Genomic DNA, 22,554 nt, shown 5'->3' on the forward strand with positions numbered 1-22,554 from the left:
GGTCGGGTTCCTCCGGCTCAGGCGGTCGCGGTGGCGTAGCGGTTGGCGGGGTGGGGCAGGCCCAGCAGGCCGCGCAGGGTGTCGGCCTCGTAGGCGGTGCGGAAGGCGCCCCGGCGCTGGAGTTCGGGCACCAGGGCGCGGGTGATGGCCGGGAGGTCGTGGCCGGTGACGGCGGGGCGCAGCCGGAAGCCGGTCAGTCCGGCGGCCCGCCACTCCTGGAGGAGATCGGCGAGCCCGGCCGCGGTGCCGGTGAAGATCCGGGCGTCGCTGGTGTACTCCCCTCCGGCGAGGCTGTCGAGCCGTTCCTTGCGGGCGCGGGCGGCGCTCTCGTCGTCGTCCAGCAGGACCACCAGATCGGCGAAGACATGGACGGTGTCGTCCGCGCGCCCGGCGGCGGTCTGTTCGGCGCGTACCCGGGCGAGGGTGGCGCGGGCCTCGTCGGTGTCGTGCGGGGTGATGTAGCCGATGTCGGCGGCGCGGCCGAGGAACCGGTAGGGGATCGTGTCGTGGCCGAGGGCGGTGACGACGGGCTGGCCCTGGGGCGGCCGGGGGGTGATGGAGGGTCCCTTGACGCTGAAGTGGCGGCCCTCGAAGTCGATGTAGTGGAGCTTGTCGCGGTCGATGAAGCGGCCGGTGGCAGCGTCCCGGATCTCGGCGTCGTCCTCCCAGCTGTCCCAGAGCCGGCGCAGCACCTCCACAGCGTCCGCCGCCTCGTCGAAGAGTTCGGCGATGATCTCCTGCGAGGCGGGGCTGCGGTAGTCGTCGATCCGGCGGATCGTACGGCGGCCGAAGTGGGCGGCCTCGCCCGGACGGGCGGTGAGCTGGGCGCGCAGTCCGGCGCGGCCGTTGCTGACGTAGTCGAGGGTGGCGATGGCCTTGGAGAGGTGGAACGGCTCGGTGTGGGTGGTGACCACGGTCGGCACCAGCCCGATGTGCCGGGTGAGCGGGGCGACCCGGGAGGCGATCAGGACCGCGTCGAGGCGTCCGCGGACCTGGTCGGTGCGCTCGTCGGGGTCGAGGAAGTGGGAGGACTGGGGGCCGAGGCCGTCCTCGATGGTGACGAAGTCGAGCAGTCCGCGCTCGGCCTCCGTCACCTGGTCCGTCCAGTAGGCGGCGGTGAACAGGTCCCGGGGGCGGGCGACCGGCTCGCGCCAGGAGGCGGGGTGCCAGCCGGTGCCGTCCAGGGCGACGGCGAGATGGAAGGGGAGGGCGGAGGAGCTTGCGGACACGGCGGGGCCTTCCTGAGGGGTGGCTGCGGCGCGGGCCGCCCGGCGGTGGGGGGACGCGGGCGGCCCGGTGGCACGGTGGCACGGAGGGGGGAAGGGATGGACGGGGCGGACCGGGTCGGGGGTGGGGGCGGGACTGGATCAGGAGTTGGTCAGGGGCAGGCCGGGCGGGTCGATCTCCGACTTCTCCACCGCCTCGGAGGAGAGGTTCCACGCCGTGAGCCACTGCTCGTACTGGCCGTTGTCGATCAGGTGGTTGATGGCGGCGGCGAGCGGTTCGGCGAGTCCGCTGTCCTTCTTGGCGGTCGCGGCGATCAGGCCCTGGAGGGTCTCACCGGCACCGGAGAAGGTGCCCGCGACCCGGGTCGCCTGGGGGGTGTCGGCGGTCTGGGTGGTGTGGTAGGCGATGCTGGGGTTGGGGCCGAGATAGGCGTCGATCTTGCCGCTGGACAGGGCCAGATAGAGGCTGTTGGACTCCTGGTAGTACTTGACCGTGAGGTCCTCGCCGTCCTCGGCCAGCTTGTCCTTCCACTCCAGCAGGATCTTCTCCTGGTTGGTCCCGGCGCCGACACTGACCGTCTTCCCGGCGAGGGCGCGGTAGTCGCCGTCGAAGCTCCAGTCGCTGTTCTCGGCGGTCTCGAAGGCGAGGTCGTCGTTGCGGTAGCTGGCGAACTCGTACTTCTGCTTGCGTTCCTCGGTGACGGTGACGTTCGATATCGCCACATCGACCTTGCCGCCGTCCAGGCCGATGAACATGTTCTCCCAGGTGGAGGGGGAGATCTCGGGTTCCAGTCCGAGGACGGCGGCGATCAGCCGGGCGAGGTCGGGCTCGGAGCCGGTGAGGGTCTTCTGGTCGTCGCCGATGTAGCCGAGCGGGGCGGAACCGGAGGGCAGGATGCCGGAGCCGACGACCAAGGTGCCTTTCTTCTTGACGGCGTCGGGCAGCAGGGTGCTGATCGAGGGCACTTCGGCGACCTCGATGTTGGTCTCCTTGGCGGCGCCGTTGGAGAGCCGGCCCACGGCGACCGTACCGGCGGCCGAGGTCGTGGCGGCGGCGTCGCTCTCCCCGCCGCAGGCGGCGAGGGTGGTGCCGAGTGCGGCGAAGGCGGTGGCGGCGGTGATACCGCGCAGGAGCTGACGTCGCGAGACGATCGTGGGCATGGCTGGTCCTTGTCTGGGTCTTCGGAAGACGGAGGTTGGGGAGGGGAGGGAGGTGACGGGGGCGAGCGAGGGGAAAGACATCGGCTCACCGGCGAGTTGCCGGTTGACTCGGTTCACAGCACCTTGCTGAGAAAGTCCCGGGTGCGTTCATGGCGCGGGTTGTCGAGGACGTCCGCGGGCGGGCCCTGTTCGACGATCCGGCCGGCGTCCAGGAAGACGACCCGGTCGGCGACCTCCCGGGCGAAGCCGATCTCATGGGTGACGACCACCAGCGTGGTGCCGCTGGTCGCCAGGTCCTTGATGACGGCGAGCACCTCACCGACGAGTTCGGGGTCGAGCGCCGAGGTCGGTTCGTCGAAGAGGATCACCCCGGGCCGCAGGGCGAGCGCGCGGGCGATGGCGACGCGCTGCTGCTGGCCGCCGGACAACTGCCGTGGATAGGCGTCCGCCTTGTCCCCGAGGCCGACCCGGTCCAGCAGCGACAGCGCCAGTTCCCCGGCGGCGGACCGGTCCAGCAGCCCGGTGGCGACGGGCGCGGCGGCCACGTTCTCCAGCGCGGTCAGATGCGGGAAGAGGTTGAAGTTCTGGAAGACGAAGCCGATCCGGCGCCGCTGGACGAGGATGGCCCGCTCGCTCAGCTCCTTCAGCCGCTCACCGTGCCGCCGTACGCCGATGGGCTCGCCGTTGAGGGTGACGTACCCGATGTCGGGCTTCTCCAGATGGTTGATGGCCCGCAGCAGGGTGGACTTGCCGGAGCCGGAGGGGCCGAGGATCGCGGTGACCTCCCCGGGCCGTACGGTCAGATCGATCCCGTCGAGGACGCGATGGGCGCCGTACCACTTGTGCACGCCGTGCACCTGGACGGCGGCGGGCGCGACGCCCCCGGCGCCGGTCTCGTGGCCGGTCTCTTTCCCGGTGACGGTGACGCTGACGGTGCTCATACGGCGGTCTCCCTGCGGGCGCGGGTCCGTACCTCGCGCAGGCCGGCGCGCAGGCGTTGCAGCGGGGTCGGCGGCAGGGTGCGGGTGGCGCCCCGGGCGTAGTGCCGCTCGACGTAGTACTGGACGACGGAGACGGCGCTGGTCAGGATCAGGTACCAGACGGTGACGACCATGAGCAGCGGGACGATGTCACCGGGGTAGGTGGAGCCCATGGTCTGGGCGGCGCCGAAGAGGTCGAGCAGGGAGACGTAGAAGACCAGCGAGGTGGCCTTGACGAGGCCGATGAGCTGGTTGACGTAGTTCGGGGTGATGGAGCGCAGCGCCTGGGGGAAGACGATCCGCCGGAACTGGTAGCGCCGGGGCAGACCGAGGGCGGCGGCGGCCTCGTGCTGGCCCTGGTCGACGGAGAGGATGCCGCCGCGGACCACTTCGGCGGCGTAGGCGGCCTCGGCGAGGCTCAGTCCGACGATGGCGACGGCCATGTCGGTGCCGAGGCGGGACTCGTCGAAGGTGAAGAGGGCCGGGCCGAAGGGGACGCCGAGGCTGAGGGTCTGGTAGAGGGCGCTGAAGTTGTAGAGGAAGAGCAGCACCACGATCAGTGGGATGGAGCGGAAGGCCCAGATGTAGGTCCAGCTCACCGCGCGCAGGACCGGGCTCCTGGAGAGCCGGGCGAGGGCGAGGACGATACCGCCGAGCAGCCCGAACACCGCGCTGTAGGCGGTGACTTCGAGGGTGACCAGCAGACCGTCGAGGATGGTGGGGCGCAGGAACCAGTAGCCGAAGCGGTCCCACTGGTAGAAGGGGTTGGTGGCCAGGCCGTTGATGAACTGGGCGGCCAGCACCAGCACGATCGCGGTGGCGATCCAGCGCCCGGGGCGCCGCAGCGGCTGGACCCGCTGGGCGGTCAGGGGCGGTGACGGAGGGTCGGCGGGGGGTTCGGCGGTCTGCCGCGACACGTCCTTCGTCTTCTCCGGTGTGATGGTGGGTGTTGTCGCGGCGAGGGACACGCCCGCGCCTGGGGGTTCGCTCATCGTGGGCTCCGGCGGGGAGGGAACGCCCGGGGAGCCGTGGTGGGCCGCGCGGCACCGCGCCGGATCGCCGGGCCGGGGCGGCACGGTGGTACGGGCGGGGGCGCGCGCTGAGCGCACGGGACCGGGGGTTCGGGCGGCGGGGACAGCACACCGGGAGGGGGTGTGCGTCGGGTGCGGTGGCCGGGCGGGGTCGTGGAGAGACGGTCAGACCCCGCGACGGGCTCGGCCCGGTGCGGTACACAGTGCGCTGCTGACGCGGAGCAGATCGACGGCGCGGTCGGCGACGAGACGGTCGGCGCGGGGACGGACACGGCCCGCGGAACGGCGTACGGCCGTCCCTGTAGCTGCGCGCATGTCGGTCGTCCTTCGTCGTTCCGGCCCCGGGAGGTGGCCCGTCGTGGTTCGGTGGCGCGGCGCGGCCTCGGAGGCGGGGCCGCGCGGTCGACGCGGAGGGGGCTCGGCTCGGGGCCGCGCGTTTCCGCACCGCCCCGATCCCGGATCCACACAGGTGTCCGAAAGTGGGGCAGGTGCCCGAAAGTTAAGGCCGCGATCCGAGCCCGTGTCAATGCCGGTCCACCGACTGGGATGGCATCAGGGCCGGTCGGCCCGTACGGGGACGCCCTTCGCGTCCGCCGCGTGGGCGGCCCAGTCCAGGATCTGGACGGCGGCTCCGGCGGCCTCCAGGCCACGGCAGTGGGCCTGATGGCGGCGGGCGATGCCATCGAGGTCGAGATGCGCGGCGAAGGCCGGTCCGGCGGTGAGCCGGCGTGCGAAATCCCACACCGCCGGATGCTCGGCGACCCGGTGCACCGCACCGGCGTCGAGGTGGTGTCGGTGGACGGTGTCGAGCTGGAGGAGGGTGACCCAGAGGGTCACATCGGCGGCGGTGAGCTGATCACCCGTCACATAGGGGTGGACGGCGAGGCGTCGCTCCAACTCCTCGAGCGCGTCGAGTAGTTCGGCCACGACGGTGGCCCGCTCCCCGGGGTCGGCACCGGCCCGGCCCGCGCGCTGGGCGGCGTCGTCGATCCGCTCGGCGCACAGCCGTTCCACGGTCTCGATGGAGGAGCCGAGGGCGTGGGGGAAGAGGGCCGGGCGGCCCGCGCCGAAGTGCTGGGCGAGGTCGCGGACGATGTCGGGGGCGTGGCCGCTGACGATCCGGCCGGACCAGTCGTCGGCGAGGACGGGGGCGAGGGCGGGACCGGTGTAGCGGTGCGCGGTGGCCTCGTAGAGGGGGCGCAGGGCGGCGTGACCGCCGCCGGGACAGTCGGGGACGGGGGGCAGCAGGGTGACGGGACAGCTGTCGCCGAGGCCGAGGAGGGAGTGGACGACGGCGATCCGCAGCCCGTCGGGGTCGGCGGTGGACAGATGCAGCCGGTAGCGGCGGGGGACGGCGTAGTGCCCACTGCGGGCGTCCCGTCCGATGCGGCCCCGGAACACGGGGGTCTCGGGGGTGGAGATACGGAGGGGGGCGGGCGGTGTGACGGTCATGGGTCTCCCCGGAATCGGGCGCGCGGACAACCGCGCGGCGGGCGGGACACGCGGGTGGGCCAGGCACGGTTGGGAGGCGGGGCGGCGGCTGCGGTGGGGGGCCGGTGGCACGCGGGGGCGTCAGCGTCCTCAGGGCCGTCGGCGTCGTCTGCGGCCGGTCGCGCCGCAGACCCGCAGCAGATCGATATGACGGCGGGAGGTGAGCAGGGGCGTGCGGCGGGGCCCATGGCTGGCCCTGCTGAAGACCGGCTCCAGGCGCCCCATATTTCCCTACCTATTCACTAGGATTCCCTACGGGAGTGTCGATCGCCCCCCGCCCGGCGTCAAGACCACGTCCACGGAGCGGTCATATTTCCTGGACGGCACAGACAGCACAGACGGCACAGACGGCCCCGGATGGCACAGACGACTCCGACGGGGCGCGCACAGCGACACCGACCCCCTCCGACCGGGCGGCACACAGCAGACCGCCCCGGGTCTCGCGCGGGGTGCGCGGATCCCGGGGCGGTACGAGGTGGACGGCCGTCGGACTGTTGCCACTCCTTCCCTACTCGACACCACTCGGCCCCGATGGGCCCGACTCAGCCGGCCGTGGCCGCCGCTCGGTGTGTCAGGACGTCGGGAAGGCGTCCGGCGTCCGGATCCGGTCGCGGATCCACACCCCCGCCTGCTTCAGCCGCGAGGTGCCGGCCCATGGTCCGCCGGCGTTGCAGGTGCCCTCGGTGAAGACGGCACCGGAGCGGCCGTCGTCGGAGAAGTTCCAGTTGACCCAGGAGATCTTCTTCGCGGCCATCAGATCGATGTACCGCTGCGACATGGCGAAGTCGTTGCTCCCCTCACCGGCGTAGTTCTGGGTGCCGAACTCGGTGACGAACATCGGGATGCGGTCGGCGGCGCGGGACAGGGTGTCGAGGTACTCGTCGCGGTGCGAGTAGGCGTAGAAGTGGAAGGTGTACATGATGTTTCCGGCGTTCACCGGGTTGTTGACGACCTCGGTCTCGGTGGCGCCCTCGGAGACCCCGAGCGAGGACCAGGCGCGGGTGCCGACGAGGACGGGGGCGTTGGAGTCGATGTTCCGGATCACCGGGATGATCTGCTCGGCGTAGGACTTGATGGTGCTCCAGGAGACCCCGGACGGCTCGTTGGCGATCTCGTAGAAGACGTTGAGCTTGTCCTTGTGGCGGTTCGCGATCTCGGTGAAGAAGGTGCGGGCGCGGGAGAGGTTGTAGTGGGGGTCGCCGGGGGTGAGCATGTGCCAGTCGACGATCACGTACATGCCCCGGCTGGTGGCGTCCTCGATGAGCCGGTGGGCGAGGTCGGTGAACTTGCGCGGGTCGGTCTCGTAGCCGCCTTCCTGGACATAGGTCGAGACGCGCAGCACATCGGCGTTCCAGTCCTTGGCGAGGGCGTCCAGTGAGCCCGAGGTCAGACACTGGGGGTACCACTGGGTGCCGTGGCTGGACATGCCGCGCAGCTGGATGGGGTTGCCGTACTGGTTGCAGAGCTTGGTGCCGCAGACGGTGAGCTGGCCGTTGATGCCGACGGGGGTCGTGCCGGGAGTGGGGCCGCTCTGGGTGTCGACGGTGAGGTGGTCCACGTTGGGGCCGCCGTTGGCGGTGGTGGCGGTGGCGCGGACGGTGTTGGCGCCGGCCTTGAGGGCGGTGGTGAGGGTGGTGGTGGTCCAGCCGGTCCAGGTGCCGGTGGAGTTGAAGGCCCTGGCGGGGGCGACGAGGGTGCCGTTGACCCGGATGTCCATGGGGCGGTTGACGGTGGTGCCGTTGGCGTAGCGCAGGGCGAGGGTGGCGTTTCCGGCGGTGGCGGCGTTCACCGTCCACTCGACGGAACTGCCGGTGGCGTTGTCGTAGTTGACGAATCCGCTGCCGGTGAAGCCGGTGTGGTTGGACTCCACGACGCCCTGGGAGACGGCCGCGCTCTCGGCCTCGTAGGTCTGCGCGGCGAGGGGGGCGGCGCCGGTGGCGGGGGCGGGTCGTGCCTCCGGTGCGGCGGTGGCCTGGGGCGCGAGGAGCGCGCCGGTCAGGGCGGTGGCGAGGAGAACGGACCGCGCCCACAGGCGCGACCGGGTGGTGCGTGGGGGAATCACCATGATCTCCGTCTCGGTCGAGGAGGGATGGGGGGGAGAGGGCGTGCGGGGGTGAGGGGGGTGTGTGGCTGAGGCCCCTCGATTGGTAAGGAAACTTTCCTAACAGTGAAATAGCAGTGGCGGCCGAGCGGAGGCAAGAGGTGTGACAGCGGGAGACGGGCGGGGTTGCGGTGGCCGCGCACCCTCGGCGAGGGACCCATCGGCCCCTCGCTGCACGGCTGATCAGCGGCGGAACCGGCCCATGGCATGGGGTAGTCTTGATCCGCACGTTCACGCGATTCACGATTCAGGGATCCACCCGAGTCATCCGATCCGCGCGGATGTGCCTCGCGTGACACACGCGATGACAGCGGGACGTGGCGCAGCTTGGTAGCGCACTTGACTGGGGGTCAAGGGGTCGCAGGTTCAAATCCTGTCGTCCCGACTCATGAGAGTCGTGGCAATCGCCGTCGCACGAAAGGGCCGCTTCCGGAGGCATCCGGGAGCGGCCCTTCGTCATGGGTGGGTCAGTTTCGGCGTCGTCATGGGTGACTGAGTCTCGGCGTCGTCATGGGTGGGTGAGTCTCGGCGTCTCAGCTCTGCTCGTCGCCCGAGTCGGGCTCCATGCCCGGACCCTCGCCCCGGTAGAACGCGGACGTACGGTCGGCCGCGCCGCGTGCCTTCTCCGGGTCCTCGCCCCCGGCCACGTTCGCCGCGTACCAGCCCTCGCTGGCCGCCGTGACGAACTCCTTGCCCTCGTCGGAGGCGCCCCACGCCTCGAACTCGGCCGGGTCGACGGCCGGAGCGCCGCCGAGGTGCCGGAACAGGCCCATGAGGGAGAGGTCCCAGCCGACACCGACCGCGCCGGGGCCGAACTGCGCCCACCGATCCTCGTCCACATGGGCGATGTGCTCCAGCTCGAAGCGGGTGCGCTCGTCGCCCTCCGGGATCAGGCGCAGTTCGATCCAGCTGACCTCGCCGCCGTACTCCCAGGTGGCGAAGAAGCTCTTGGGCGGGTCGCAGCGCTCCACCGTGCCGGAGGCGTTGCCCTGGACCTGGTACCGGCCGCCGAGCCTGAGGTCGCCGGTGACCGGGGCGAACCAGCGGGGCAGCCGCTCCAGGTTGGTGCAGGCGTCCCAGAGGTCGTCCAGCGGGGTGTCGTAGGTCTGGCCGATGGTGACGATCCGGGCCTCGCCCGCCTTGAAGTCGCGGGTGCCGACCTGGCGCCGTACGGCGTTGATCTGGTGGTTCACATCGATCACGGGGTACTCCTCGGTGGTTCCTCGCCGCGCAGGCGGCGTTCGCGTCGGCCGCGGGCCAGTTCGGTGGCCAGGGCGTCCAGTCGGGGGGTCCAGAAGCGCCGGAAGCGGTCGAGCCAGACATCGACATCGCGCAGCGGCTCGGAGTTCACCGCGTACAGCCGCCGGGCACCCTCGGGGCGCACCGTCGCGAAGCCGTTCTCCCGCAGCACCTTCAGATGCTGCGAGACCCCGGGCTGCGATATCCCGAACTCCGCGCGGATGACCTCACTGACCGCCCCGGAGGTCATCTCGCCGTCGGCGAGCAGCTCCAGGATCCGGCGACGCACGGGGTCGCCGAGCACATCGAAGGCGTGCATGGGCATTAATCTATCACCCTTCACTTATATAAGCGAATGCTGAATAGAGGGGGTGGTGGGGCGGGGCGGACGGGGGCGCTCAGCCCGTGCGGTACAGCGCGCTGAGGAGTTCGATCACCGCCGGGGTCGCCGGATGCGGTTCGTCGCGCCACCAGGCCAGCCGTACGGCGACCGGCTCCGCGTCCCGCACCGGGCGGTACACGACCCCGGGGCGCCGGTACTGGTGGGCCGTGGACTCGGCGGTGACCCCCACGCACCGGCCGGCCGCGATCACCGTCAGCCAGTCGTCCACGTCCTGGGTCTCCTCGGTGCGCGGCCGGGCGTCCGGCGGCCACAGCTCCGGCGTGGTGGTGCCGGTACGGCGGTCGATCAGCAGCCTGCGCCCGGCCAGTTCCGCCAGCCGGACCGAGCGGCGCCGGGCGAGAGGGTCGTCGGCGGGCAGCGCGCACATCCGCCGCTCCAGGCCGACGAGCGCGGTCTCGAAACGGCGCTCGGTGACCTCCCGGCGGATCACCGCGAGATCGCAGGCGCCCTCCAGCAGCCCGGCCGTGGACGAGTTGACCCGCACCAGTTGCAGTTCGGTGTCCGGGCGGGCGGCGCCCCACCCCCGCTGGAAGGGCACGGTGTGCCGGCCGAGCGCCGCCCAGGCGTACCCGATCCGCAGCCGGACCTGCCCCGAGGTCGCCTCGCCGACCAGGTCCGCCACCTCCGCGAGCACCCGGCGGGCGTGCGCCACCACCCGCAGTCCGGTCGCCGTCGGGGTCACCTCGCGCGAGGTGCGCCGCAGCAGCCGTACGCCCAGGGCGCGTTCCAGTCCGGCCAGGGCGCGGGAGACGGCGGCCTGGGAGACCCCGAGGACATGGGCCGCGTCGGTGAAGCCGCCCTCGTCGACGATCGCCAGCAGGACGCGCAGCTGACGTAGTTCCAGGTCTTTGTCTCTGTCTTTGTCTCTGTCTTTGTCTCTGTCTTTGTCTTTGTCTCTCTCCCTGTCCTTGTCCCTGTCTCTGGCATCGGTGGCATTAGTGGCATCGCGGGTGTCTCGGGTTGCCGAATCATGCATGCGTTCAGCGTATAGATCGGCCTGACTATGCATTTTGCGCAACCCGGGGGCGGGCGCACGATCGGGGGATGCGCCTTCGCCATCCCGACGGACGTCCCGACACGGGGCCCGCCGCGCACGTGCCGGCCGCGCGTGGGCTCCCCGTGTCCCCGTCCCCCGGGGGACGGCTCGCCGGGGTGGTCACCATGACCGGGAGCGGGCTGTCCAACCAGTTCGGCGCCGCCGTCGGCGCCCTCGCCTTCCCGGTGCTCGGGCCGCTCGGCGTGGTGGCGGTGCGGCAGTACGTGGCCGCCGCCGTGCTGCTGGCCGTCGGGCGGCCGAGGCTGCGGGAGTTCACCTGGGGGCAGTGGTGGCCGGTGCTGCTGCTGGCGCTGGTCTTCGGGACGATGAACCTCAGCCTCTACACCGCCGTGGAGCGGATCGGACTCGGCCTCGCCGTCACCCTGGAGTTCCTCGGCCCGCTGGCCATAGCGCTGGCCGCCGCCCGGCGACGGCTGGACGCCTGCTGCGCGCTGATCGCGGCGGCGGGTGTGGTGGTGCTGCTGCGCCCGCGCCCCTCCGCCGACGGCATGGGTCTCGGGCTGCTCGCGGCGTGCTGCTGGGCGGCGTACATCCTGCTGAACCGCACGGTCGGGCGGCGCCTGCCCGGTGCGCAGGGGGCGGGTGCGGCGGCGGCCGTGTCGGCGCTGATGTTTCTGCCGGCCGGGGTGCTGGTGGTGGCGCACCGGCCGCCGACCGCGACGGCGCTGGGGTGCGCGGTGGTGGCGGGGGTGCTGTCGTCGGCGGTGCCGTATCTGGCGGATCTGTTCACCCTGCGCCGGGTGCCCGCGCAGACCTTCGGTCTCTTCATGAGTGTCAACCCGGTGCTGGCCGCGGTGGTGGGGTTGGTGGTGCTGGGAGAGGGGCTCGGCGGGGCCGAGTGGGCGGGCGTCGGGGCGGTGGTGGCCGCCAACGCGGTGAGCATGGCCGTACCGCGCGGGGGCAGGCGTACCGCGTGCGGAGGCGGTTCATCGAGCGGGGGTGGGTCATCGAGCCGGGGCGGTTCGTCGAGTCGGGGCGGTTCGGCGCGCCGGGGTCGTTCGTCTCGCCGGGGTCGTTAGTCGCGCCGGGGCGGTTCGTGCGGGCGGGACTCAGGCGGGCGCGAGCAGCCGGGCTGACGATCTGAGTACGGCTACTCAGGCCGGGGAGCCGTGCCGGACGCAGCATGGAGACCTGACCAGGTTCCGGCCGACCATCGGGGAGACACATCATGGACCGTCGTACGCTGTTCCGCTTCGCCGTCGGCAATCCCGCGTCGGCGGTGTATCTGACCGCTGTGGGCGGGTCGATCGCGGTCACGGCCGCGGTGGTCGCGTTCAGCGACGACCCCGGGTTCATCGGGGTGTGGCCGGTCTTCCTCACCTCGCCGCTCTCGCTGCTGGCCGCGGTGCCGCTGGCGGGGGCGGAGGCGGAGCCGCCGCTGACGGTCCTCGCCGGGGGGATCGTCGCCGCGGGGCTGGTGCAGTCGCTGGTCATCGGCACCTGCTTCGAACTGTTCCGGGGACGCGGCCCGGGGTGGCGTTCGCGCCGGACGCGCACCCAGTGAGCGGGGGCGCCCGACGAAGTGTCCCGCCGGGCGGGGTGATCACGGACAGTGTGTCGACGTCCCGGCGGGGCGGCGCTGGCTAGGGTCGCCGTATGAACCACAGCTTCGCCGTGCACGTCCCGGACGCCGTACTCGAACCCGACCCGCTGGACCCCGGCCAGATCGTCTCCGGCACCCCCGAGGTGACCGGAAAGGTGGTCTGGGAGTCGGCGGACGGCAAGCAGATCCGCGGTATCTGGCAGATCACCCCGGGGGTGGTCACCGACACCGAGGCGGACGAGGTCTTCGTGGTGCTCAGCGGTTCGGCCACGATCGAGTTCGAGGACGGTCCCACGCTGACCGTCGGCCCCGGGGACATGGCGGTCCTGCGGCAGGGCGACCGGACGACCTGGACCGTGCACGAGACGCTGCGGAAGGTGTACTCGATCAACCTCTGACAGGGCCAGTCAGTGTCTGATGGCGCCGGTCGACTTCTGGCAGGGGCCAGTGAATCCCGGGCGGGGGCCTGGCAACCTCGGACCAGGGCCGGGGCCCAGTCAATCTCGGGCCAGGGCCGGGGAGTGATCAGACGCCGACCGGTCCCGTCGTGCCGCGGGCTTCCAGGCGCGGCACGGTCAGGTGGAGCCGTCCAGCTCCCCCGGCGCCCTCCCCCGTGCCCTCCAGCCGGTCGAGGAGGCAGCGGGCGGCCCGGTGGCCCATCTCGTGCCCCGCGTGATCGACCGTGGTGAGCCAGACATGCCGGAGCCTGGCGATGCTGGTGTTGTCATAGCCCGCCACCGAGACATCGCCCGGTACCTCCAGGCCCAGGTCCTGGGCGGCCGAGAGGGCGCCGACGGCCGCGATGTCATTGGCGGCGAGGACGGCGGTGGGCCGGTCGGGACGGGCCAGCAACCGGACGGCGGCGCGGTGACCGCCCTCCTCGGTGAGGTCGCAGGGCTCGGCCAGCGCCTCCGCGCCCAGACCGTGCGCCAGCATCACCGCCTGGAAGGCGCGCAGCCGCAGTTCGCCCACCGCTCCGTAGCCCGCGAGATGCGCGATGCGCCGGTGGCCCAGGGCGATCAGATGCTCGGTGATCAGCCGCACGCCCCGCTCGTCGTCCCCGGCGATCAGGTCCACCCCGTCCGGCACGGATTCCCGGGCGCCCGCGACGACGACCGGCATCCGGGCGGCCACGGTGTCGAGGGCGGCGGGGTCGGGCAGGGTGCCGACGACCACCAAGGCGTCGACCGCCAGGTCCAGGAACGGGCCGGTGAGGTCGTGTCCGGCGCGGCGGCTGAGACGGGCGTCGGCGAGCAGCATGTGCAGACCCGCCGTGCGCAGAGGGCCGTTGAGACCGTCGAGGAGGTCCACGAACCAGGGGTTGCGGAGGTCGTTGAGGAGGACGCCGACCGTGCGGGTGCGGCGCTCGCTGAGGCTGCGGGCGGCGGCGTTCGGCCGGTAGCCGAGGTCTCGGGCGGCGTTCAGGACCGCGTCCCGGCGTTCGGGGCTCACCTGGCCGGAGCCGCGCAGCACCAGGGAGACCAGCGACTTGGAGACACCGGCGCGCTCGGCGACATCGCGGATGGTGGGCGGTCGGGCCATGGGAGGGGGCACGGGTGGACCGTTCCATGCGCCACGCGGGCTTGTCAAAGGGTTGACACCGGCCAGGATGATGCTGATCGTGGCCGAAACAGGTCTTGGACCGGTCCAGGTTCCAAAAGTCAATCCATGGACCGGTCCATGAGCTGGTTCCTGAACCGGTTCAGGAACCCGTTCAGGAGCCGGTTCAGGAGCCGGTTCAGGACCGATCCCGAGGTAGTGGACTGGAGTGGAGTGTCGTGGTGGAAGCACTGGGTGTCGCCGTCGTCGGTTTCGGCTGGATGGGGCGGGTGCACACCCAGGCGTACGCGCGGGTGCGGCACCACTTCCCGGAGCTGGCGCTGCGGCCGGAGCTGGTGACGGTCGCGGAGGAGGTGCCGGGGCGGGCCGAGGAGGCGGCGGAGCGGTTCGGGTTCGCGTCGGCCACCCGGGACTGGCGGGAGGTGCTGGCCGATCCCCGGGTGCGGGCGGTGAGCGTCACCGCGCCGAACTTCCTGCACCGGGAGATCGGGGTCGCCGTCGCCGACGCGGGCAAGCATCTGTGGATCGAGAAGCCGGTCGGGCTGAACGCCGAGGACGCGGGCGCCGTCGCGGACGCGGTGGCCAAGGCCGGGGTGCAGGGCGCGGTGGGCTTCAACTACCGCAACGCGCCCGCCGTGGAAGCGGCCCGTGCGCTGATCGCGGACGGCGAGATCGGCACCGTCACCCATGTCCGGATCCGGCTGTTCAGCGACTACGCGGCACATCCGGAGGGGGCGCTGACCTGGCGGTACGAGCGGGCGCGCGGCGGCAGCGGGGTGCTGGGCGACCTGGCCTCGCACGGCGCCGATCTGGCCCGTTTCCTGCTGGGCGAGATCGCCTCGCTGACCGCGGACACCGCGGTGTTCGTCCCGGAGCGGGCGCGTCCGGCGGGGGCCACGGAGGGCCATTCCCGGGCGGCGGGCGGGGAGCTGGGACCGGTCGAGAACGACGACTACGTCAGCTGTCTGCTGCGCTTCGTCTCGGGGGCGCGCGGGGTGCTGGAGGCGTGCCGGGTCTCGGTCGGTGAGCAGAACGCGTACGGCTTCGAGGTGCACGGCACCCGGGGCGCGCTGTTCTGGGACTTCCGCCGGATGAACGAACTGGGCGTCAGCCGCGGCACCGGCTACCAGGACCAGCCGGTGAGCACGGTGTACGTCGGTCCGGGCGCGGGCGAGTTCGCCGCGTTCCAGCCGGGCGCGGCGAACGCCATGGGCTACGACGACCTCAAGGTGATCGAGGCGTACCGGTTCCTGCGCTCGATCGCCGAGGGGACACCGTACGGGGCGACGCTCCCGGACGCGGTGCGCAGTGCCCTGGTGCTGGACGCTATGGAACGGTCCACTCGGCGTGGGGAGTGGGTGGACGTGCCGCAGGCGTGAGGCGGCCACCCGGGGCCCCGCCAAGGGCCACCAGGGGGCTACGGTCCACACGCGCGGGGGTGTGGGTGGACCTGCCGCAGACGTGAGACGGCCACCCGGGGCCCCGCCAAGGGCCACCACGGGGCTGGCGGGGGGCCGCCAGGAGGGCACCGAAGGCACTGAGGGCACTGAGGGCACTGAGGGCACTGAGGGCACCGAAGGATCAGCGGAGCGGCACCGTCGGCATGTTGTGCGGGGTGACGATCTGGATCGCGGAGGGCTGGGCGGGGTCGGCCGGTGGCAGCGCGCCGTGCGCCCGCATCACCTGGTGGCAGGCTTCCCGTAGATCCTGGCGCAGATCGTGATGGAGAACGGCGGAGAGCCGGCCCTCGCGCAGCAGCCGGGTGTTGTCCATGTCGAGGTCGTGGGCGATGAACACCGCGCAGGGGCGGCCGAGGTCGGCGAAGGCGCGCAGGGTGGCGATGTTGCCGCCGCCGATGGAGTACACGGCCCGCACGGCGGGGTCCCGGTCCAGGGCGTCGCGGACCAGGTCGTACTGGGCGGCGTCCAGGCCCTGGCCCTCGGTGATCTCCACGAGGACCCGCTTGGGGTGCAGGCCGCGCATGGCGGCCCGGAAGCCCATCTCGCGCTCCTCCTCGTTGCGGAAGAAGTCGCTGCTGAGGCTGGTGAGGATGTTGCCGGGCCGGTCGCCGAGCCACTGGCCCATCAGATACGCGGCGGTCGCCCCGGCCGCGCGGTCGTCGATGCCGACATAGCCGAGGCGGCTGCTGGTGGGCAGATCGGTGACCAGGGTGACGACCGGGACCCCGGCCGCCGTCAGCCGGGCCACCGCTTCCACCACTTCGGGCACGTTGGGCGCCTTGAGGATCACGCCCTGCGAGCCGCGCCGGGCGATCCGGTCCAGGGTGCGCACCAGTTCCTGGACCGGTCCCGTCTCCCGGAAATGGAACCGGGAGCGCAGCACGGCCGGGTGCAGGGCGGGCAGTTCGGCCTCCAGGGCGGCCCGTACGGCGGTGGAGAACCGGTCGGGGGCCTGCATCACGATGTCGATCATGAAGGTACGGCCGACCAGGCGGACCTGGGTGCGCTGCCGGTCGAGGTCGGCGATGGCCCGGCGCACCTCGTCCGCGGTGCTGTCCCGGACGCCGCCGCGGCCGTTGAGGACCCGGTCCACGGTGGCCTCGCTGAGCCCGGCCTGACGTGCGATCTCCCGGATCGGGAAGGGGTGTCCCACGGGTGCCGGCCTCCTGGCGCGCTTGAGGGGTTTTTGATGGCTCGCTGCTGGTTGTTCGAGGGGTTTGTACTGACAACAATGACAGGGCGGCGCCGCTCCTGTCACCGAAAGGACGACGATGTCCCCGACCGCTCACCCCTCCCTCACCCCTCCCCCTGTCTGGCCGGCGGAGCGGGACTGCTCCCTCGACGCCTTCCGGGCGCTGGTCGAACGCACCACCGACCCCGCCGCCTACCCCTACGCGGCGGCCGTGGAGCGGAACATCCCCCTCTACGACACCTCGGCGCTGCCCGCCGACCGGCGTGCCCTCCAGGCCGAGCTGGTGCGGGCCCTCACCGACGGCCCCGGCATCGTGGTCTTCCGGGGGGCGTTCGCCGCGCCGGTGGTGGACGGGCTGACCGGGGTCTTCGAGGCGCTGATCGCCGGTCAGCGGAGGGCGGGCGGCGGCGCCGGGGACCACTTCGCCCGGCCCGGCGACAACGACCGGGTGTGGAACGCGCTGGAGAAGGCGGCGCTGCACGACCCGGAGGCGTTCGCCGACTACTACGCCAACGAGGTCCTGGCGCTGGTCGCCGATGCCTGGCTCGGCCCCGGCTACCAGGTCACCTCGCAGGTCAACGTGGTCAACCCGGGCGGCGCAGCCCAGACCGTCCACCGCGACTACCACCTCGGTTTCCTGCCCGCCGCGACCGCCGCCCGCTATCCGGAGCACGTCCACCGCCTCTCCCCCGTGCTCACCCTCCAGGGCGCGGTCGCGCACTGCGACATGCCGGTGGAGACCGGGCCGACCATGTACCTGCCGTACTCGCAGCGGTACGAGCCCGGCTATCTGGCCTGGCGGCTGCCCGCGTTCCGGTCGTACTTCGAGGAGCGGTACGTGCAGCTGCCGCTGGCCAAGGGAGACGCCGTGTTCTTCAATCCGGCGCTGTTCCACGCGGCGGGCACCAACCGCTCGGCGACGGTGCGGCGCACGGCCAATCTGCTCCAGATCTCGTCGGCGTTCGGGCGGGCGATGGAGACGGTGGACCGGGTGGCGGTGGTGAACGCCGTCTATCCGGTACTGCTCGGGCGGCGGCGTGCCGCGGGGGCGGCGGACCTGGCGGGTGCGGCGGCGCGGGTGATCGCGGCGAGCGCCGAGGGGTATCCGTTCCCCACGAACCTGGACCGTGATCCGCCGGCCGACGGTCTCGCCCCGGCGTCGCAGGCGGATCTGGTACGGCGGGCCCTCGCCGAAGAGTGGCCACCGGAAGCACTGCGGGACGCACTGCGCACAGCGGCGGAACGCCGGGAGAGCGGGACGCTGTGAAGTGGAACGCCATAAAACCGAAGGCCATGAGAGCCGAACGCCGTGAAAACTGAGAGGACGGACAGGACCGTGGGACTTCTGGACGACAAGGTCGTACTGGTCGGTGGCGGCAGCCAGGGCGTCGGTGCCGCCGTCGCGCGGGCCGCCGTACGGGCGGGTGCGGTGGTCGCCGTGTCCGGGCGGCGGACCGGGCCGGGCGAGGCGCTGGTGGCCGAACTGACCGAGGCGGGCGGCAAGGCCCTGTTCGTACAGGCCGATCTCGCCGATCCCGGGCAGGCGAAGGGGTCGGTGGCGCGGACCGTGGAGGCGTTCGGGCGGATCGACTGCCTGGTCAACTCGGCGGGGCTGACCTCGCGGGGCACCCTGCTCGACACCACGCCCGAGCTGTTCGACGCCCATGTGGCGATCAATCTGAAGGCGCCCTTCTTCACCATGCAGGCCGCGGTGGCGGACATGGTGGCGCGGGAGGCGCCCGGCACGATCGTCAACATCATCACGTCCTCCGCGCACGGCGGGCAGCCGTTCCTGGCTCCCTATGTCGCCGCCAAGGCCGGGCTGATCGGGCTGACCCGCAACGCCGCCCACGCCCACCGCTGGGACCGGATCCGGATCAACGGCCTGAACATCGGCTGGACGGCGACGGAGGGCGAGGACGCCACCCAGCGCGCCTTCCACGCGGCGGGCGACGACTGGCGCGAGCGGGCCGCCACCCGGCTGCCGATGGGCCGGCTCGGGCAGCCAGACGAGATCGCGGACTTCGTGGTGTTCCTGCTGTCCGACCGGTCCGGGGTGGTGACCGGGTCGGTCATCGACTGGGACCAGAACGTCCTGGGCGCCCTGGACTGACCCCGCCCATCGACCCCGTTCACCTGCACGACCCTCTCCACCCGTACCACCCTCTCCACCCGTACGACCCCCCATCAGCAAGGAGCGGCACCCCCATGCGTATCGGAGTACTCGGCCTCGGCCGGATCGGCGCCTTCCACGCCGAGACCCTGTCCGGGCTGGACGCGGTCACCTCGCTCGTCGTCACCGATCCCGTCGCGGACGCGGCACGGTCCGCCGCCGAGCGGTTCGGCGCGCGCGTCGCGGACTCGCCGGAGGCGATGCTCGCCGCCGGGGTGGACGGCGTGGTGATCGCCGCCGCGACCGACGCCCACCCCGGTCTGATCCGCGCGGCGGTGCACGCGGGCGTGCCGGTGTTCTGCGAGAAGCCCGTGGCCCGCACGATGGCCGAGGGCGTCACCGTGCTGAAGGACATCGACGGCTCCGGCGTCCCGGTGCAGATCGGGTACAACCGGCGTTTCGACGCCGGGTTCACGGCGGCGCGGGACGCGGTGCGCGCCGGTGAGCTGGGCACCCTGCACACCGTGCGGTCCACGACGCTGGATCCGGCGCCGCCGCCCGCCGGGTATGTGGCGGCCTCGGGCGGGATCTTCCGGGACTGCTCGGTGCACGACTTCGACATCATCCGCTGGGTGACCGGCCGGGAGGTCACCGAGGTGTTCGCGGTCGGCGGCAACCGGGGCGCGGACTACATCCGGGCGGCCGGGGACGCCGACACCACGGGCGCGGTGCTCACCCTGGACGACGGCACGATCGCGGTGGTGTCCAACAGCCGCCACAACGGGCGGGGGTACGACGTCCGGATGGAGTTGCACGGATTCGCGGACTCGCTCGCGGTCGGGCTGGAGGACCGGCTGCCGCTGCGGTCGGCGGAGCCCGGCGTGTCGTTCCCTGCGGGGGTGCCGTACGACTTCTTCATGGACCGGTTCACCGCCGCCTACCGGGCCGAGCTGACCGCGTTCACGGAGGTGGTGGCGGGTACCCGGCCGTCGCCGTGCACGGTCGCCGACGCGCTGGAGGCGGGCTGGATCGCGGAGGCGTGCACCCTGTCGCTGCACGAGCACCGGCCGGTGCGGATCGACGAGGTACGGCTGGGCTGAACGTTTCTCCAGGGAGCTGAACACTCTCCCGGGATCAGGGGACCGGCGTCAGTGGTGGAACCCGGGCTGTTCCGCCACATGGGCCGCCCGGCCCTCGGAGAGCTGGTCGACGGCCTTGCGGATGTCCTCGGCCAGCAGCACCACCTTGTCGTAGCCGATGCCGTGCCGGACCAGGACGCGGGCGATGACCGTGCCGTCCCGGCTGGCGGGCAGCGGGTAGGCCGGGACCTGCCAGCCGCGGCGGCGGAGCTGGTCGGTGAGGTCGTAGAGGGTGAAAGCGGTGGCGGCGGGGTCGGTGAGGGTCCAGGAGACGGCCGGGAGGGCGTCGCGCCCGTCGTGCAGCACGGTGAACGGGCCCATCTCGCGCAGCTTCCCGGCCAGCATCTGGGCGGTGGTGGCGCAGGAGCCGTGGACCTGGGTGTAGCCCTCGCGGCCGAGTCGCAGCAGATTGTAGTACTGGGCGACGACCTCGCCGCCGGGGCGGGAGAAGTTCAGGGCGAAGGTGGGCAGGTCGCCGCCGAGGTAGTCGACCCGGAACACCAGTTCGTCGGGGAGGAGGTCGGCCTCGCGCCAGACGATCCAGCCGACGCCGAGCGGGGCCATGCCGTACTTGTGGCCGGAGGCGTTGATGGAGGCCACCCGGGGCAGCCGGAAGTCCCAGACCAGGTCGGGCTGGAGGAACGGGGCGACGAAGGCACCGCTGGCCCCGTCGACATGGATCGGGATGTCGAGGCCGGTCTCCCGCTGGAGGCGGTCGAGTTCGGCGGCGATCTCGGCGACCGGCTCGTAGACGCAGGTGTAGGTGACGCCGAGGATGGCGACGACCCCGATGGTGTTCTCGTCGACGTAGTCGCTCAGCTGGTGGGCGCGCAGGCCCAGGGCGTCCGGTTCCAGCGGTACCTGGCGCAGTTCGACATCGAAGTAGCGGGCGAACTTCTCCCAGCACACTTGGACCGGTCCAGTGACCAGATTGGGCCGGTCGGTGGGCTTTCCGGCGGCCCGGCGCCGCTCGCGCCAGCGCCATTTCAGGGCGAGGCCGCCGAGCATGCACGCCTCACTGGAGCCGGTGGTGGAGCAGCCGAGGGTGCGGGCGCCCTCGGGTGAGTTCCAGAGGTCGGCGAGCATATGGACGCAGCGGTTCTCGATCTCGGCGGTCTGCGGGTACTCGTCCTTGTCGATCATGTTCTTGTCCAGGCACTCGTCCATCAGGGCGTGCACCTCGGGCTCGGCCCAGGTGGTGCAGAACGTGGCGAGGTTCTGCGAGGCGTTGCCGTCCAGGGTCAGCTCGTCATGGATCAGCGCCTTCACCGCCCGCGCGTCGGACACCCCCCGGGGCATCTGGTACTTCGGCAGCTCGCGCCCGCTGATGGGCAGCGAGTAGACATCGTCGAAGGGGATGTCGTCGTCGCGGTTGGTCTGGTGCAGAGCCATGAGGGCCACCCCCGGGCAGCTAGGGCCTGTGGTTCGGATCGTCCCGGCGCTTCGCGGGCCCCGGCCGGCCGCCGGTCCGCGCGGCTCGGTCCGCCGCCCGCCGCCCGCCGGGCACCGGACCGCACTCCGGAATCTGCCACGCCGCACGCCCTCCCGCGCGCCGGGCGCATCCGGACGAGGGGCGGACGGCGGGCGGTCCCCCCGCATTGGCCCCCGTTTTGTCATCCAGGTGCGTAGACGCGCCCCCGGGGGTGCTCCTACGGTCTGCGGGCAGCGTCGTCACGTATCGCCACGTGTCGCCACGTCAGCCGAATGCCGAATGCCGAATGCCGAGTCGAACGTCGAACGGGAGCAGCGGATGCGCCGGAGTGTCTCACCCCTCCCCCTGGTCCTGCTGGGCATCGGGGTGTTTCTGCTGGTGCTCGCGCCGATGCTGGTCTGGTACGTGAAGCCGCGGGCCGCGGTGAACCCGATCGACATCGATGTGACGGCGGTCTACAAGGGCAGCGGCAGCTACTTCGACACCGGTGAGGCGAAGACGCTGGAGAACCAGGCGATCACGGTCACCCAGCGGGTGCGGGGTGATGTGGCGGCCAGTGAGCGGGCCGACGCGGCGGTGTGGGACGTGGTGACCACCGTCGACACCGATGCCTCGCTGCCGGCCGCCGATCCCCATGACGCGCTGGACTTCGCCACCGCCCGCTGGGTCACCGACCGGCGCACCAACGAGCCCGTGCACTGCTGCGACGAGCAGCCGTACCACGAGGGCGAGGCGTATCTGAAGTTCCCGTTCGATGTGCAGGAGCGGTCCTACCGCTGGTGGGACAGCACCGGCGACACCACGGTGATGCTCCGCTACGAGGGCCCCGAGAAGGTGCGCGGCTACGAGGGGCTGGCGTTCACCGGGGAGGTCGCCCCGATGAAGGTGGGCACCCGGCAGGTGCCGGGCGCGTTGGTGGGGCGTACGGAGTCACCGCAGATCCTGGCCGAGGAGTGGTACTCCAACCAGGGCATCAAGCTGGTCGTGGACCAGGCGACCGGCCGCACGCTCTACGCCGAACTGGGCCCCAGGCGCACCCTGCGGGCGCCGGGTTCCGAGGACGACGCGGTGACCCTGCTGGATGTGGAGAAGCTGGCGTTCACCCCTGACACCCAGCAGTTCGCGGTGGACCGCGCGGAGGCGGACGCGGGGCAGTTGCGGGCGGTCGGGGTGACGGTCCCGATCGGCGCGGGGGCCGCGGGCGCGCTGCTGACGGCGGTGGGGGTGTTCCGGCTGGCGTGGCGACGCGGTGGCCCTCCGGTGCCGGTGGAGGAGGACACGCATCCCCGGTTCACTCCGGGTCCGGCGTGATCTGACCTTGTCCGTCGCGGGTGCGGGCCGGTGGGGAAGACCGGCGCTGCCGCCAGGGCATTCAGGGGCGCTGGGGGTACCCCCTCTGGGGGAGGAACTGCGCGACCAGCCCCCA

At 72.1% G+C, this 22,554-nt stretch carries 21 protein-coding genes and 1 tRNA gene; 9 read left to right on the forward strand and 13 right to left on the reverse strand.

The features are described from left to right. Positions 1-17 precede the first annotated feature (17 nt). The 7 genes from ABZX40_RS11145 to ABZX40_RS11175 all read right to left on the reverse strand — a co-directional run bounded on the left by ABZX40_RS11145 (position 18) and on the right by ABZX40_RS11175 (position 7,954). A complete protein-coding gene (locus ABZX40_RS11145; protein WP_355741403.1) occupies positions 18-1,229 on the reverse strand; it encodes an LLM class flavin-dependent oxidoreductase in 1,212 nt (403 codons plus the stop codon). 138 nt (positions 1,230-1,367) lie between these two features. Then, entirely contained in the window at positions 1,368-2,387 is a 1,020-nt protein-coding gene (locus ABZX40_RS11150) for a transporter substrate-binding domain-containing protein (protein WP_355741401.1), read from the reverse strand. A 113-nt stretch (positions 2,388-2,500) separates the two neighbouring features. Continuing rightward, positions 2,501-3,328 carry an amino acid ABC transporter ATP-binding protein gene (locus ABZX40_RS11155; protein ID WP_355741400.1) on the reverse strand — a complete coding sequence of 276 codons (828 nt, stop codon included), beginning with the start codon at positions 3,326-3,328 and terminating at the stop codon, positions 2,501-2,503. Continuing rightward, positions 3,325-4,359, reverse strand: coding sequence for an amino acid ABC transporter permease (locus ABZX40_RS11160; RefSeq protein ID WP_355741398.1), 1,035 nt, complete (start codon positions 4,357-4,359; stop codon positions 3,325-3,327). The genes ABZX40_RS11155 and ABZX40_RS11160 overlap by 4 nt, the downstream gene beginning before the upstream one ends. A gap of 591 nt (positions 4,360-4,950) precedes the next feature. Continuing rightward, complete coding sequence (locus ABZX40_RS11165; RefSeq protein WP_355741396.1) at positions 4,951-5,850, reverse strand: glutathione S-transferase C-terminal domain-containing protein; 900 nt, start codon at positions 5,848-5,850, stop codon at positions 4,951-4,953. A 129-nt stretch (positions 5,851-5,979) separates the two neighbouring features. Continuing rightward, positions 5,980-6,114 (reverse strand): hypothetical protein, encoded by a 135-nt coding sequence (locus ABZX40_RS11170; protein ID WP_355741394.1) that lies wholly within the window; start codon positions 6,112-6,114, stop codon positions 5,980-5,982. Between the two features lie 346 nt (positions 6,115-6,460). Further along, a complete protein-coding gene (locus ABZX40_RS11175) occupies positions 6,461-7,954 on the reverse strand; it encodes a cellulase family glycosylhydrolase (protein WP_355741392.1) in 1,494 nt (497 codons plus the stop codon). Positions 7,955-8,301: 347 nt separating this feature from the next. Here ABZX40_RS11175 and ABZX40_RS11180 point away from each other — a divergent pair. Then, positions 8,302-8,375 (forward strand) — tRNA-Pro (locus ABZX40_RS11180). A gap of 148 nt (positions 8,376-8,523) precedes the next feature. Here ABZX40_RS11180 and ABZX40_RS11185 read toward each other — a convergent pair. The 3 genes from ABZX40_RS11185 to ABZX40_RS11195 all read right to left on the reverse strand — a co-directional run bounded on the left by ABZX40_RS11185 (position 8,524) and on the right by ABZX40_RS11195 (position 10,608). Then, on the reverse strand, positions 8,524-9,192 hold the full coding sequence (locus tag ABZX40_RS11185; protein ID WP_355741390.1) for an SRPBCC family protein: 669 nt from the start codon (positions 9,190-9,192) through the stop codon (positions 8,524-8,526). Beyond that, a complete protein-coding gene (locus ABZX40_RS11190; RefSeq protein WP_355741388.1) occupies positions 9,189-9,548 on the reverse strand; it encodes a metalloregulator ArsR/SmtB family transcription factor in 360 nt (119 codons plus the stop codon). The genes ABZX40_RS11185 and ABZX40_RS11190 overlap by 4 nt, the downstream gene beginning before the upstream one ends. Before the next feature lie 79 nt (positions 9,549-9,627). After that, on the reverse strand, positions 9,628-10,608 hold the full coding sequence (locus ABZX40_RS11195) for a LysR family transcriptional regulator (RefSeq protein ID WP_355741386.1): 981 nt from the start codon (positions 10,606-10,608) through the stop codon (positions 9,628-9,630). Between the two features lie 185 nt (positions 10,609-10,793). On the opposite strand from ABZX40_RS11195, the gene ABZX40_RS11200 reads away from it, so the two are divergent. From ABZX40_RS11200 to ABZX40_RS11210, 3 genes are all read left to right on the forward strand, one after another. Further along, entirely contained in the window at positions 10,794-11,708 is a 915-nt protein-coding gene (locus tag ABZX40_RS11200; RefSeq protein WP_355741384.1) for an EamA family transporter, read from the forward strand. A 149-nt stretch (positions 11,709-11,857) separates the two neighbouring features. After that, positions 11,858-12,193 carry a hypothetical protein gene (locus tag ABZX40_RS11205; RefSeq protein WP_355741382.1) on the forward strand — a complete coding sequence of 112 codons (336 nt, stop codon included), beginning with the start codon at positions 11,858-11,860 and terminating at the stop codon, positions 12,191-12,193. A gap of 92 nt (positions 12,194-12,285) precedes the next feature. After that, positions 12,286-12,630, forward strand: coding sequence for a cupin domain-containing protein (locus ABZX40_RS11210; RefSeq protein WP_355741380.1), 345 nt, complete (start codon positions 12,286-12,288; stop codon positions 12,628-12,630). 127 nt (positions 12,631-12,757) lie between these two features. Here the strand turns inward: ABZX40_RS11210 and ABZX40_RS11215 are convergent, their stop codons facing one another. Further along, positions 12,758-13,774: a LacI family DNA-binding transcriptional regulator gene (locus ABZX40_RS11215; RefSeq protein ID WP_355741452.1), complete on the reverse strand. Its 1,017-nt coding sequence runs from the start codon at positions 13,772-13,774 to the stop codon at positions 12,758-12,760. A gap of 236 nt (positions 13,775-14,010) precedes the next feature. On the opposite strand from ABZX40_RS11215, the gene ABZX40_RS11220 reads away from it, so the two are divergent. Next, complete coding sequence (locus tag ABZX40_RS11220; protein ID WP_355741378.1) at positions 14,011-15,171, forward strand: Gfo/Idh/MocA family oxidoreductase; 1,161 nt, start codon at positions 14,011-14,013, stop codon at positions 15,169-15,171. Positions 15,172-15,373: 202 nt separating this feature from the next. Here ABZX40_RS11220 and ABZX40_RS11225 read toward each other — a convergent pair whose 3' ends face one another. After that, positions 15,374-16,405 carry a LacI family DNA-binding transcriptional regulator gene (locus tag ABZX40_RS11225; protein WP_355741376.1) on the reverse strand — a complete coding sequence of 344 codons (1,032 nt, stop codon included), beginning with the start codon at positions 16,403-16,405 and terminating at the stop codon, positions 15,374-15,376. A gap of 118 nt (positions 16,406-16,523) precedes the next feature. On the opposite strand from ABZX40_RS11225, the gene ABZX40_RS11230 reads away from it, so the two are divergent. The 3 genes from ABZX40_RS11230 to ABZX40_RS11240 all read left to right on the forward strand — a co-directional run bounded on the left by ABZX40_RS11230 (position 16,524) and on the right by ABZX40_RS11240 (position 19,657). Further along, positions 16,524-17,711 carry a phytanoyl-CoA dioxygenase family protein gene (locus tag ABZX40_RS11230; RefSeq protein ID WP_355741374.1) on the forward strand — a complete coding sequence of 396 codons (1,188 nt, stop codon included), beginning with the start codon at positions 16,524-16,526 and terminating at the stop codon, positions 17,709-17,711. Positions 17,712-17,780: 69 nt separating this feature from the next. Further along, on the forward strand, positions 17,781-18,557 hold the full coding sequence (locus tag ABZX40_RS11235) for an SDR family oxidoreductase (protein WP_355741372.1): 777 nt from the start codon (positions 17,781-17,783) through the stop codon (positions 18,555-18,557). Positions 18,558-18,652: 95 nt separating this feature from the next. Next, positions 18,653-19,657: a Gfo/Idh/MocA family oxidoreductase gene (locus ABZX40_RS11240; RefSeq protein WP_355741371.1), complete on the forward strand. Its 1,005-nt coding sequence runs from the start codon at positions 18,653-18,655 to the stop codon at positions 19,655-19,657. A gap of 48 nt (positions 19,658-19,705) precedes the next feature. Here ABZX40_RS11240 and ABZX40_RS11245 read toward each other — a convergent pair whose 3' ends face one another. Then, a complete protein-coding gene (locus ABZX40_RS11245) occupies positions 19,706-21,088 on the reverse strand; it encodes a glutamate decarboxylase (RefSeq protein ID WP_355741369.1) in 1,383 nt (460 codons plus the stop codon). Positions 21,089-21,446: 358 nt separating this feature from the next. On the opposite strand from ABZX40_RS11245, the gene ABZX40_RS11250 reads away from it, so the two are divergent. Then, positions 21,447-22,439 carry a DUF3068 domain-containing protein gene (locus tag ABZX40_RS11250; RefSeq protein WP_355741450.1) on the forward strand — a complete coding sequence of 331 codons (993 nt, stop codon included), beginning with the start codon at positions 21,447-21,449 and terminating at the stop codon, positions 22,437-22,439. Positions 22,440-22,554 lie beyond the last annotated feature (115 nt).

The sequence above is a fragment of the Streptomyces sp. NPDC004610 genome (genome assembly GCF_040609715.1).
Classification (GTDB): domain Bacteria; phylum Actinomycetota; class Actinomycetes; order Streptomycetales; family Streptomycetaceae; genus Streptomyces.

Bases quoted from the DNA above. Each gene is read 5' to 3' on its own strand.
- ABZX40_RS11150 (WP_355741401.1), bottom strand. From the start codon at position 2,387: ATGCCCACGATCGTCTCGCGACGTCAGCTCCTGCGCGGTATCACCGCC.
- ABZX40_RS11155 (WP_355741400.1), bottom strand. From the start codon at position 3,328: ATGAGCACCGTCAGCGTCACCGTCACCGGGAAAGAGACCGGCCACGAG.
- ABZX40_RS11160 (WP_355741398.1), bottom strand. From the start codon at position 4,359: ATGAGCGAACCCCCAGGCGCGGGCGTGTCCCTCGCCGCGACAACACCC.
- ABZX40_RS11165 (WP_355741396.1), bottom strand. From the start codon at position 5,850: ATGACCGTCACACCGCCCGCCCCCCTCCGTATCTCCACCCCCGAGACC.
- ABZX40_RS11170 (WP_355741394.1), bottom strand. From the start codon at position 6,114: ATGGGGCGCCTGGAGCCGGTCTTCAGCAGGGCCAGCCATGGGCCCCGC.
- ABZX40_RS11175 (WP_355741392.1), bottom strand. From the start codon at position 7,954: ATGGTGATTCCCCCACGCACCACCCGGTCGCGCCTGTGGGCGCGGTCC.
- ABZX40_RS11190 (WP_355741388.1), bottom strand. From the start codon at position 9,548: ATGCACGCCTTCGATGTGCTCGGCGACCCCGTGCGTCGCCGGATCCTG.
- ABZX40_RS11195 (WP_355741386.1), bottom strand. From the start codon at position 10,608: ATGCATGATTCGGCAACCCGAGACACCCGCGATGCCACTAATGCCACC.
- ABZX40_RS11200 (WP_355741384.1), top strand. From the start codon at position 10,794: ATGACCGGGAGCGGGCTGTCCAACCAGTTCGGCGCCGCCGTCGGCGCC.
- ABZX40_RS11205 (WP_355741382.1), top strand. From the start codon at position 11,858: ATGGACCGTCGTACGCTGTTCCGCTTCGCCGTCGGCAATCCCGCGTCG.
- ABZX40_RS11210 (WP_355741380.1), top strand. From the start codon at position 12,286: ATGAACCACAGCTTCGCCGTGCACGTCCCGGACGCCGTACTCGAACCC.
- ABZX40_RS11215 (WP_355741452.1), bottom strand. From the start codon at position 13,774: ATGGCCCGACCGCCCACCATCCGCGATGTCGCCGAGCGCGCCGGTGTC.
- ABZX40_RS11230 (WP_355741374.1), top strand. From the start codon at position 16,524: ATGTCCCCGACCGCTCACCCCTCCCTCACCCCTCCCCCTGTCTGGCCG.
- ABZX40_RS11240 (WP_355741371.1), top strand. From the start codon at position 18,653: ATGCGTATCGGAGTACTCGGCCTCGGCCGGATCGGCGCCTTCCACGCC.
- ABZX40_RS11245 (WP_355741369.1), bottom strand. From the start codon at position 21,088: ATGGCTCTGCACCAGACCAACCGCGACGACGACATCCCCTTCGACGAT.
- ABZX40_RS11250 (WP_355741450.1), top strand. From the start codon at position 21,447: ATGCGCCGGAGTGTCTCACCCCTCCCCCTGGTCCTGCTGGGCATCGGG.